Origin of the sequence: Synechococcus sp. H60.1, assembly GCF_047462335.1 — a bacterium.
GTDB lineage: Bacteria > Cyanobacteriota > Cyanobacteriia > Thermostichales > Thermostichaceae > Thermostichus.
Genome location: NZ_JANSJA010000078.1, coordinates 1 through 10,287 on the forward strand (window position 1 = coordinate 1; position 10,287 = coordinate 10,287).

At 59.5% G+C, this 10,287-nt stretch carries 11 protein-coding genes and 1 pseudogene; 5 read left to right on the top strand and 7 right to left on the bottom strand.

Translation table 11 applies throughout. The annotated features are described in order from the left end of the window. The 3 genes from NW852_RS04450 to sixA all read right to left on the bottom strand — a co-directional run. Positions 1–2,507 (bottom strand): DUF3656 domain-containing U32 family peptidase (locus NW852_RS04450; RefSeq protein ID WP_414426491.1); only part of this gene is annotated, 2,507 nt, incomplete at its 3' end. A 157-nt stretch (positions 2,508–2,664) separates the two neighbouring features. Beyond that, entirely contained in the window at positions 2,665–2,856 is a 192-nt protein-coding gene (locus tag NW852_RS04455; protein WP_414366327.1) for a hypothetical protein, read from the bottom strand. Positions 2,857–2,949: 93 nt separating this feature from the next. Further along, positions 2,950–3,513, bottom strand: coding sequence for a phosphohistidine phosphatase SixA (sixA, locus tag NW852_RS04460; RefSeq protein ID WP_414366325.1), 564 nt, complete (start codon positions 3,511–3,513; stop codon positions 2,950–2,952). Positions 3,514–3,702: 189 nt separating this feature from the next. Here sixA and trxA point away from each other — a divergent pair, with 189 nt between their 5' ends. The 3 genes from trxA (at position 3,703) to NW852_RS04475 (ending at position 6,216) form a co-directional block, all read left to right on the top strand. Continuing rightward, positions 3,703–4,044, top strand: coding sequence for a thioredoxin (gene trxA / locus NW852_RS04465; RefSeq protein WP_414372773.1), 342 nt, complete (start codon positions 3,703–3,705; stop codon positions 4,042–4,044). A 405-nt stretch (positions 4,045–4,449) separates the two neighbouring features. Next, positions 4,450–5,520: a TIGR00730 family Rossman fold protein gene (locus NW852_RS04470; protein WP_414426492.1), complete on the top strand. Its 1,071-nt coding sequence runs from the start codon at positions 4,450–4,452 to the stop codon at positions 5,518–5,520. Between the two features lie 15 nt (positions 5,521–5,535). Next, positions 5,536–6,216: a phosphoribosylanthranilate isomerase gene (locus NW852_RS04475; RefSeq protein WP_414372777.1), complete on the top strand. Its 681-nt coding sequence runs from the start codon at positions 5,536–5,538 to the stop codon at positions 6,214–6,216. A 22-nt stretch (positions 6,217–6,238) separates the two neighbouring features. Here the strand turns inward: NW852_RS04475 and NW852_RS04480 are convergent, their stop codons facing one another. The 4 genes and pseudogenes from NW852_RS04480 to rbfA all read right to left on the bottom strand — a co-directional run bounded on the left by NW852_RS04480 (position 6,239) and on the right by rbfA (position 8,595). Beyond that, positions 6,239–6,595: a DUF4115 domain-containing protein gene (locus NW852_RS04480; RefSeq protein WP_414366333.1), complete on the bottom strand. Its 357-nt coding sequence runs from the start codon at positions 6,593–6,595 to the stop codon at positions 6,239–6,241. 294 nt (positions 6,596–6,889) lie between these two features. Beyond that, a pseudogene (locus NW852_RS04485) lies at positions 6,890–7,126 on the bottom strand (helix-turn-helix domain-containing protein); the annotation flags it as partial. A gap of 53 nt (positions 7,127–7,179) precedes the next feature. Further along, positions 7,180–7,992, bottom strand: coding sequence for a pseudouridine synthase (locus tag NW852_RS04490; protein ID WP_414372787.1), 813 nt, complete (start codon positions 7,990–7,992; stop codon positions 7,180–7,182). A 159-nt stretch (positions 7,993–8,151) separates the two neighbouring features. Then, positions 8,152–8,595 carry a 30S ribosome-binding factor RbfA gene (rbfA, locus tag NW852_RS04495; RefSeq protein ID WP_414372779.1) on the bottom strand — a complete coding sequence of 148 codons (444 nt, stop codon included), beginning with the start codon at positions 8,593–8,595 and terminating at the stop codon, positions 8,152–8,154. Between the two features lie 177 nt (positions 8,596–8,772). Between rbfA and NW852_RS04500 the strand changes: the two genes are divergently transcribed. Together NW852_RS04500 and NW852_RS04505 are read left to right on the top strand one after the other, a co-directional pair. Continuing rightward, the gene (locus tag NW852_RS04500; protein WP_414385034.1) at positions 8,773–9,003 is read left to right on the top strand and encodes a hypothetical protein; all 231 of its coding nucleotides are present in this window, start codon (positions 8,773–8,775) and stop codon (positions 9,001–9,003) included. Positions 9,004–9,115: 112 nt separating this feature from the next. After that, positions 9,116–10,287, top strand: a 1,172-nt coding sequence (locus NW852_RS04505; protein ID WP_414426493.1) for a cryptochrome/photolyase family protein, incomplete at its 3' end; no start/stop codon positions are given.

A 10,287-nucleotide genomic window follows, 5' to 3' on the forward strand; every position in this document is an offset into this window, starting at 1 on the left:
CTTTCCAGAGAACCGCGTGTTACCCCTAGCTGGCTGTGGAGCTTCAGCTGGCGCCACAGTTGAGAGCCACTCATCTGGCCCTGAAGGAGTTGCTGGTAACAACGCAGAGTTTGTTGGATCTCCGCAGGAGACTCCTGGAGGAACTCGATGCGCAGATAGCGCAGCCCCAGATCCAGCAGTTTTTGCACATATTCGGCCCCAGTTTGGGCTTTGCCATTGTAGAGGGTGTTGCGGCAGCCAGCGTCAGCTTTCAAAATGTGCTCAACATTAGCCCTGTCCCTTAGCTTTACCTCGTGTTTTTCGCAGGGGCGGCCACAATTGGTGTAATCCGTGCCGCTCGACAAAAAGGCGCAGAAGACGCAGTGCTCCATGTGAAACAGGGGCATGTGCTGGTGGATGGTAACCTCGTACCAGTGGGCGGGGCCAGCTTGCAGCAGGGATCCCAGTTGCTCGTGGTTGAGGTCATAGGAGGCCGTCAGGCGCTCCAGGCGGTAGCGGCTTTTGAAATAGTGAGCGGTGATGGGGTTGGCCACGTTCAGAGAAAAATCGCCGATACAGCGCTGGTTGGCAAAAAAGCGCAGGTGGTCGTAGTTGCGCACCAGATAGCCATCGGCTCCTGCTGCCAACACCTGTTTGAGGATCCAGCTTTCTCCCGGCTTGGTAATGCGGGGCGGGGCCACCCACAGCTCCACCTCAGGGTGAGCGGCCTTGGTAGCGCGGATAACTTCCCGGTAGCAGCGGGGATCCTCCAACTCCAGGTAGATCTGGCGGATGCCACAGGCAATCACTGCCGGCAACTGCTCCGGATCCCGCACCAAGACCACAAGCTGGGGCGATCCCGGCTCGGCTTGCTCTGGGGGGGGCAGCAGGTCTTGCCAGTGGGCGTTAGGGTTAAAGTGCCAGCGGCGGGGCCGGGCCCGCAGCGCCTGCAACTGCTCCACCGCCTGGCGACGCATCTGGTTGAGGACGCTCACCGGCAGCATCACTTTCCCCTTCAGGGCATTGTGCAGGGATCCCAGGCGAAAGGGCGTGCCCCCCAGCCGGCCCAGTTGCTGTTGCAGCTTCTCGTCGGTGAGGGGTTGGTGGTGGGCAGGCTGCAAGGGCACAGGGGAGTCCACCCGCACTGTGTGGCCCTCTTCATCCCGCAAAATCAGCGTCAGGGGCAGGCCGGCCTGGCCGTGGACTTCCAGGTGAACGGGGCGTCGGAAGCGGGGCTGATCCCCGGCGTAGCTCTGGCGCAGGCGTTTCTCCAGCTCTGGGTCACTGGTTTTCCAGAGGCGATCCCCCACCCGTAGGCGTTTGCAGTCAATTGCCCCCGGAGCAAAGCAAAGCCAGGCCAACCCCTGCTGCTCTTGCACACGGTAGACTCGCCCCCCCTGCTCCGGCAGCTCCGGCTCCCCCTGGTCAAACACCACACCATCCCCCGCCTTGAGGGGGGCTTCTAGGCGTACCCCCACCCGCTCCCCTTGGATCCCCAGCACCTGCCCTAAGTAAACCCCCCGCTTTTTGCCAAAACGGGCATGCACCAGCTCTTGGTTGTTGATGCCCCGCAGCCAGCCGGTATACAGCCCGCGGGAAAAGCTCATCTCCAGCTCATACCACTCCTGAGTTGAGGGCTGCCACGCCTGCCCTGCTCCCAAGGCGTCCAAGGCCCGCCGATAGATGCGCGTTACATTGGCTACATATTCCGGCGATTTCAGGCGGCCCTCAATTTTTAGGCAGTGGATCCCCAGCTTGACCAGCTCCGGCAGCACCTCCAGCCCGGCCAAATCCTGGGGGCTGAGCAGATACCGCTTCTCCCCTAGATCACGCCGGATCCCGTCTACCACCAGCTCGTAAGGCAGGCGGCAGGCCTGGGCACATTCTCCGCGGTTGGCCGAACGTCCCCCCAGCGCCTCGCTGGTTAGACATTGCCCGGAATAGGCCACGCAGAGGGCCCCATGGACAAACACCTCCAGAGCAATTGGGGATCCCTTCTCTTCCAGATGGGCGCGGATCTTGGCTATTTCCTTAAGGGAACACTCCCGCGCCAGCACCACCACCTCACAGCCCAGCTCGGCGGCAAACTCGGCTCCCACGCCACTGGTAATGGTCATCTGCGTCGAGGCGTGGAGGGGGAAATCGGGAGAAAGATGCCGAACCAGCCGGGCAATGCCGACATCCTGCACAATGACAGCGTCCACCCCTGCTGCCGTCATGGCGCGGATGTACCGTTCCGCCTCCTCCAGCTCCTCAGGAAAGACCAAGGTATTTAAAGTTACGTAGCCCCGCACCCCGCGCTGGTGCAGCCAGGCCATCAGCTCCGGCAAATCCGCCTCGGTGAAGTTGCGGGCGCGCATGCGGGCATTAAACCGTTCCAGCCCGAAATAGATGGCATCGGCTCCGTTTTCCACCGCCGCCTTGGCACACTCCCAGTCCCCCGCCGGCGCCAGCAGCAACGGCAGCTCGGCGGGCACGGCCGCCGCCAGACGTCCGGTTTCTACGGAACCCATCTCAGAAGCGCTCATGAGAAGAACCCAGAGAAAAAACAAGGGATCCTTTCCCATTCAAAAGCAAAAAACCTGAGAGCAGGATCCCCCTTGCCTCAGGCCAAGCCGTCACTGCCAGCGGGCTCTTAACAACGCAAAAGACCAAGGTCTCAGAAAACCACAGGCTGTCCGCCCACTAGGACGCCAGCAGCACATTCAGGATCCCGCTGAGGATGGCACTGAACAGGGCTAGCGTAATGTAGCGGCCAACAGTCGGGTCTTCGCCCAGGAGCCGGTCAGAAGTGCTAATGGTAAAAAACAAAGACCACGCCTGAGTGGCGTTGATGGTCTCAAACTGGTTGAATTCAGGGGTGAAGATCTTGGCCATCGTGAAATGCTCCCTACGGCTGGGGTTTGCACCACCTTAACAAAAGTTAACGCTAGCTGCCACGTTCGCACGGCTACATCAGGTAGGGCAGAGTCAGCGCAATATCACTTTGGGAGAAAGCAACAACGTCAGGGATCCCTGGCAATAGTCGATACGGCCTTCTGCAAAGCGCACCTGGGCCAAGCCTGCCTTTTTGAGGGTAATAGCCTGGGGATTGGTCGGCAGTAGGCCAATAGCTGCCTGTATCCACAGGCTCAGATCCGGCTGGTGGCCGACCAAGGCCAGAGACGTGAAGGGATCCCGCTCCGCCTGCCAGCGCACCAGGTCGGTGAAGCTGCCGTCCGGGGCCAGGGGCTCAAACACTTCTAGAGCTTCGGCCAAGTTCTCGTGGAAAAAAATCTCCGCCGTCTGCCGCGCCCTCACAAGGGGGCTGGTGAGCAGGAGATCCCACTTCCAACCCATCTCCTTGAGTTGGCGGGCAATTTTGCGGCAGCGCTTGCGTCCCTCGTCGGTCAAGGCGCGGAAAGCGTCCTCCACTCCCGCTTGTGCTTCTTCGGCTATGCCGTGGCGAATAAAATCCACAGCTACTTCCTGGACGGAAGTCCGCTTCTCGGCTGCAGCCTGATTGCCTCCTTCTGGCCCGAGCTCAAATGCCATCGGCGCCTGCACGCTTTCTCCCTCTTCCACTCCAGAATACCCCGCTCAGGTTGGGAAAAGCTCGCCTGTTCAGCCCAACCCTCTGGCAAAAATTGTAGGTGCCTGCTGCGGCCTAGAACAGAAGCCCAGAAAGTTATGATAGGATCGCTCTAAGTGACGGGTACGTACTGTTTCAGGAGTTCTCCAAGCATGTCTGCAGCAATAGATGTTGCTGATGCTACCTTTGAGGCAGAGGTGCTGCGTAGCGATATCCCAGTCTTGGTGGATTTTTGGGCGCCCTGGTGTGGCCCATGCCGGATGGTAGCTCCTGTGGTTCAGGAGATAGCCGAGCAGTATGCCGGCAAGGTTAAGGTCGTGAAAATCAATACGGACGAGAATCCCCAAACTGCCAGCCAGTATGGCATTCGCAGCATTCCCACCTTGATGCTCTTCAAGGGAGGCCAGAAGGTAGATGTGGTGGTCGGCGCTGTGCCTAAGGCAACTCTAACCACAATTCTGGAGAAGCACTTTGACACGCCTGCTGAGGACTAAGATCCGGGCAGGAGGAGCGACTGTCAGTGCTTCAGAGCGCTACGTCTGGATTCGGGAGTAAAGCCTAAGTAGCATTTAGCTTAATCGGCGGCAAGCGCCGCACTGTATTGATTGGTGAATTGTGTTAACTCAAGAGCCAATCAGTGTCGGGGTAACAGCTGCTTGTGCTACAAGTGAGGAGAACAAGTTAAATCTCTGGAGAGTTTCCCACCGTGGATCCCACGGCAGTGGCACTCTGAGACCTCTGTACCAACAAGTCTGTGAAGCGTGAAGCCCGCACTCTATCGGCTCGCGCAGCGTGGTGTAAGCCATTTTGCGTTGACTCAACGAAGATGAGTGCTGGGGGGCGTTCACCGTCGATAGCCTATTGCAGTAAAGTAATAACAGAGAACTCTGGATCCTGGCTTGGCTGATTCCCTTTCTTCTCTTCTCCAGGAGATTTTCTCCAACGCTGAGACTCGTCTGAAGCAGTTGGAGCATCACCCCAACCGGACGGCTTGGCTGCGCATTTTGCAGTCACTGCAGCGGATGGGATCTCTGAATCTCAGCCGCTTGGACGCCAAGATCCTGGCGGCCACGCTTGAGGATCTAGAGCAAGGGTTTGCGGCCTTCCAGAACTATGTCCATCAGCGCAAGGTAACAGTTTTTGGGTCGGCACGGGTAGGGCCGGACAGCCCGGAATACCGACAGGCACAGTTGTTCGCCCACTGCATCAGCCAGCGAGGGTTCATGGTGCTGACGGGGGGCGGCAGTGGAATCATGGAAGCCGGCAATCGGGGGGCAGGGCTGGAAAACTCGTTTGGGCTGAATATCCAGCTTCCCTTCGAGCAGATGGCCAATCCTGTGATTGCTGCCAGCGATCGGGTCATTAACTTTAAGTATTTCTTTTCACGCAAGCTCTTTTTTGTCAAAGAAACCGATGCGCTGGTGCTTTTCCCCGGTGGCTTTGGTACGCAGGATGAGGCTTTTGAATGTCTGACCTTGATGCAAACCGGTAAAACCAAGCTCATGCCCTTGGTGCTGGTGGACAAGAAGGGCGGTTGCTACTGGAAAGAATGGGATGAATATGTGCGGGAGCATCTACTCAGCCGCGGCCTGATTAGCCCAGAAGATCTCTTCTTATACACCTTAACTGACGATGTAGGGGATGCCTGCCAGCAGATCGTCGATTTTTATCGCATCTTTCACAGCAATCGCTATGTGCGGGAACTGCTGGTTTTGCGCTTGAATGCCAAGCTCTCGCCCCAGGCTCTGGATATCTTAAACGAAGAGTTTGCCGACATTCTCGACTCGGGCCGAATCGAGCAAACTGAGGCTTTGCCGGAAGAAGCAGAGGAAGAGATTGCCCATTTGCCAAGGCTGGTGATGCATTTTAACCAACGCAACTTTGGGCGGCTGTGGCAAATGGTGCGCCGGATCAACACGCTTCATCCAGCACAGCCGGATCGTCTGCAAATGCGCCCCGACCAAAAGTAGGGGATTGTCGTCCCAATGGGCCGGTTGTTTGTCAAAATCTGCGGCATCACTCGCCAGGATCAAGCGGAGGCTATCGCTGCGCTGGGGGTGAGCGCTCTTGGGTTTATCGCAGTGCCCAACACGCCGCGCTATTTGCCTCTCTCGGCAGCGGGCTGGCTGGGATCCCTGCCCGGACATGTGGAAAAGGTGGGGGTCTTTGTGGATCAGGATCCCCGTACGATTGCCACCTGGGTGGAAGTGGGCGGCCTCACGGCTGTTCAGCTCCACGGCCAGGAATCGCCAGAAGAGTGCCGGCAACTGGGAGAATGGCTCCCCGGCATTCGCCGCATCAAGGCCCTGCGCATTCGCCAGCCGGCAGATCTGGAGGCAGCCCACCTCTACGGCGACTGTGTGGAGGCTCTGCTTCTGGACGCCTATCACCCACAGCGGGCAGGTGGCACTGGGCAAACCCTCAACTGGCCAGAGTTGGCCCACCGCTCCCTGCCCCTGCCCTGGCTGCTGGCCGGTGGCCTCACCCCAGACAATGTTCTGCAGGCCCTCAGCTACCTCCAGCCTAGCGGCATTGATCTCTCCAGCGGCGTCGAGCACCAACCGGGCGACAAAGATCTGGACAAAGTCCGGCGTCTGCTGCAGCAGTTGGGATCCCAAGGGTGGCAAATCGCTTCTGCCCTACCTCAACCCAATCAAGGCCTTTAGCCCCTCCGGCCGAGCCGGGTCCCTATTGCAAGGATTGGAAGGATTGAATATCTAGCCCCGGCTCAAACATCAGCTCTTTCACCTCTCCAAACCTTCCCATCACCCCCAGATGGCGGTCGTTGAAGGTCACCAACACCCCGCCGGCATTGCCGGTACGCAGCACAATTGATCGCTCGGCTTCCCAGTTCAGCTCTGCCCCCGGCTGCAGGGTGGCCTCAAAAACGGTTTTTCCATCGGCGATGACTCGTAGCCAGGAGGGACGCTCTACCACGCGAATATCAAGGCGCACCGGCTTGCGCCGCGTCCCCTCCGTATGGGCCTCCAACACGTCAGGGAAAACCCCCTGGATGCGCGTCCACTGATCCAGCGTGGGAAACATCTGGCGAAGGGTCGGTTCTGGGCTGCGCCCAGGGGAGTTAGCTGCTTGCGGCTGCGACTGGGATCCCTCGCCGCTTGACCTGCTGGCCAGCCAATGCCCAAAGGGGTTGCCGGTGCCGTCCAAAAGAGCCGACAGCCCTCCCACCGCCAGCACGACCAGCACCACATAGGCGGCCCAGAGGTGAAAGGGGCGCAGGGCAAAGCCCAGCTGTTCGCCAACAGCAGTAAGAGGAGGGAGCGCATGGGGCGTTTTGGCAGATAGGAGTGGCAAAGCTTGCCGAGATAAAGCCTCGCCATCCAGCCCCAGATAGTTGGCATAGCGCTTGAGGAAGCCTTGCACATAGACCGGCTCCGGCAACCGGCTCAAGTCGGCTTCCTCCAGGGCCTGCAGATATTGGGAGCGGATGAAGGTATCGTTGGCTACATCTGTCAACGTCAGCCCCCGTGCCTCCCGTGTTTGCCGCAACAGGGATCCCAGGGCTTCCAATCCCGTTGGCGGGACAGAGTCCTTAGAGCGTTCCGACTCTTGCATCGTTTGGCTACCTGCAAAAGAGAGGATGGGCACAAAGTTCCCCCCGCTAAAGATTATGAAGAGGGAGAGGAGGAGTGAAAAGAGGCGCTTCTGGACAGAGCTGAGCCGTTAGTGACCGCAAACGGGGCTAGCAAAGCCTGAACCTCCTGCGGCTGCAACAGGCGAAACTGACCTGGCTTTAGGTTGCCTAGACGCAGCGGGCCAATCGCCTCCCGGTGTAAGCTGAGCACAGGATGGCCCAGCTGCTCGGCCACCCGCCGAATTTGCCGGTTGCGGCCTTCAAATAGGACTACCCTCAGCCAAGAGGAGTTGGAGGTTCTTCCAAAAGGGGGCGGATCACAAAACTCCACCTCTGCCGGCAAAGTGGTAGACCCATCCAAGTCGACGCCCTCCCGCCACCGTTGCAGAGTGGCTTGGCTGGGCCGCCCCTGCACCTGCACAAGATAGGTCTTGGGCAGATGGTAGCGCGGATGGGTCAGCTTCAGCGTCAGGTCGCCGTCGTTAGTCAGAAGCAGGGCCCCACTGCTGTCGGCGTCTAATCGGCCTACCGGGTAGAGACGGATCTGCCGGTTCCAGGGTGGTGGGAGCAGATCCAAGACAGTCTTGCGTCCCCAGGGATCCCTACAGGTGGACAAGACTCCCAGGGGCTTGTGCAGGAGCAAAACGTAGCGGACGGGATCCCTGAAGGGGATCACCCGTCCATCCACCTCGACGCGATCCCGTTCCGGATCGGCTTTAAAGCCCAGCTCGGTGACCACCTTCCCATTGACTCGAATGCGTCCGGCTAGGATCCAGGCTTCCACCTGGCGGCGGGAGGCCAAGCCCTGCTGAGCCAAAAGTTTCTGGAGCCGTTGGGGTGCTGCCATAGGCAAGGGGACTAGAGCAGAGTCTTTGCAGTGCAAAAGCAGATGGCCAGAGTCGGGGGGCAGCAGGGGTTGCCCGTTCAGGCAGGAAACCAAAGCTTCCGCCCGTTTGCAGCCTGTAGGGCTGGGAGACAGGTAGCGCCTGCTCACAAAATAGGGCAGCTATCGGTTACCCAACTCCTCTGCTTCGCCCTCACTGCCCTCTTCAACCGTTTCCTGGTTCTTAGATGAGGATCCCTCCTGCTTGGTTTCGGCGTCCCGTTTCAGTTGGTTAAGCAGAGCCAGAACGCGGGATCCCCGCTCCAAAGAGCGATCCTGCAAAAACACCACCGTCGGCACCCGTCGCAGGCCGAGGCGCTGACCGATTTCCCGCCGCACGAAGGAAGTGGCAGAGGCCAGCCCCTCCATGGTCTGCTGCTGGGCCGCTTCATCGCCATAGATGCTGACGAAGATGCGGGCATTTTGCAAGTCATTGGAAACCTCGACATCCACAATGCTGACCATGCCCGCCCCCACGCGGTCATCTTTGATCTCCGAGAGCAGGATTTGGCTGACCTCCCGTTTGATCAGCTCGGCTACCCGTGCCACCCGTCGCGCTGTCGCCATTTTTGGATACCTAGGTTACCGCTCATCCGCAAACCGGCTCTGGCCGGTGTGGAGCAGAGTCCGCGTCGGCTCGATCCCCAGAACAGTAGCCGATGCTACGAGCATCTCTCTCTTCTACCTTTATCTTGAATCCATGTCCACCTTGCCTTGAGTATGAATACCTAAAGCCATCGATGGATGGATGGAGACGTGATGATCAAGACGCCAGAGGCCCTGCGGCGCTCCATTGAGCAGTTTATGCTGAATGTCACAGAGCCGCTTGACCCCTTGCTCTCCCTGAAGCTAACTCAATTGGTGGTGATGTTGGGGGATACAGCTTATGCAATGGGGTACAGCGATGGCCAACAAAAGCCAGATGAACGCTGCCGCTATTGTCCCAGCCGGCTGCTCGACCGTCCAGAGCTTTGACAGAGCCCTTTAAGGTTCTTCACAGTCTAGCTCCTGGCTGTCCGGGAGGGGGGAATGAGTTGAAAGGGGTGGTGGGAACCGGCCAAGATGGGATCCCGTCCCTCAGTAGCCTATGACTTCCCCGGTTTTGATTTGGCATCGCCGCGATCTGCGGCTAGCAGACAACACAGCCCTTCATGCGGCGGCGCAGCGCAGCTCCCAGGTGGTGCCGGTTTTCGTTTTCGACCCGCAGGTTTTGCAACGGGCGGATATGGCCCCAGCCAGGGTGGCGTTTCTCCTTCAGGCATTGCAGGAGCTGCAGGAGCGCTACGCCCAGATGGGGATCCCGCTCCTCTGGCGGCGGGGGGATCCGGCGGTGGAGCTGCGGCAGTTGGCCACCGAGCTGGGGGCGCAGGCCGTGTTTTGGAACGAGGATCTGGATCCCTTGGCCCGGCAGCAGGAGAGTCAGGTGCGGGCTAGCTTGACGGCAGCCGGGATCCTGTCTTTTTCTTATCAAGATATGCTGCTGCACGGGCCGGGGGAAGTATTGACCCAGGCGGGGGAGCCCTACTCGGTTTTTACCCCTTTCTGGCGCCGCTGGTCCAGCTTGCCCAAGCCGGATCCCTTCCCCATTCCCAAGGAGCTCCAGCCGCTGCCAAGCCTGAAAGCTCAACCTCTGCCCACCTTGGCGGATCTGGGCTCTGTCTGCAACCAGCGGATCCCGACATCAGGCGAGAGGGCAGCCCAAGCGCTGCTGGAGGATTTTTGTCAGGGCCTGCGCATTTTCGACTATGAGCGGGCCCGCAATTTCCCAGCTGAACAGGGCACCTCTCTCCTCAGCCCCCACCTGTGCTGGGGAACCATCGGCATTCGCCAGGTGTGGCAGGCCACGCGGGAGGTGGAAGCAGAGGTGCGCAGTGAAGAGGCCGAGAGCAGCTTGCGCACGTGGCGGCAGGAGCTGTGCTGGCGCGAGTTTTACAAGCATGTCTTAGCCCACTGGCCCTACGTGGAGAGCGGCGCCTACCGGCGAGCTTTTGATGCGCTGGAGTGGGACAACCGGCAGGACTGGTTTCAGGCCTGGTGCGCCGGAGAGACGGGCTACCCCATCGTAGATGCGGCCATGCGCCAGCTCAACGAGACCGGCTGGATGCACAACCGCTGCCGCATGATCGTGGCCAGCTTTCTAACCAAAGATCTGCTCATCGACTGGCGCTGGGGAGAGCGCTACTTTATGCAGAAGCTGGTGGACGGGGATCTGGCCGCCAACAACGGCGGCTGGCAGTGGAGCGCCGGTGTGGGTACGGA

What these genes read in the sequence shown, in the direction of transcription:
- NW852_RS04455 (WP_414366327.1), bottom strand. Translation starts at nt 2,856, where the DNA reads ATGGCCAAGATCTTCACCCCTGAATTCAACCAGTTTGAGACCATCAAC.
- sixA (WP_414366325.1), bottom strand. Translation starts at nt 3,513, where the DNA reads ATGGCATTTGAGCTCGGGCCAGAAGGAGGCAATCAGGCTGCAGCCGAG.
- trxA (WP_414372773.1), top strand. Translation starts at nt 3,703, where the DNA reads ATGTCTGCAGCAATAGATGTTGCTGATGCTACCTTTGAGGCAGAGGTG.
- NW852_RS04475 (WP_414372777.1), top strand. Translation starts at nt 5,536, where the DNA reads ATGGGCCGGTTGTTTGTCAAAATCTGCGGCATCACTCGCCAGGATCAA.
- NW852_RS04480 (WP_414366333.1), bottom strand. Translation starts at nt 6,595, where the DNA reads ATGTTTCCCACGCTGGATCAGTGGACGCGCATCCAGGGGGTTTTCCCT.
- NW852_RS04490 (WP_414372787.1), bottom strand. Translation starts at nt 7,992, where the DNA reads ATGGCAGCACCCCAACGGCTCCAGAAACTTTTGGCTCAGCAGGGCTTG.
- rbfA (WP_414372779.1), bottom strand. Translation starts at nt 8,595, where the DNA reads ATGGCGACAGCGCGACGGGTGGCACGGGTAGCCGAGCTGATCAAACGG.
- NW852_RS04500 (WP_414385034.1), top strand. Translation starts at nt 8,773, where the DNA reads ATGGATGGAGACGTGATGATCAAGACGCCAGAGGCCCTGCGGCGCTCC.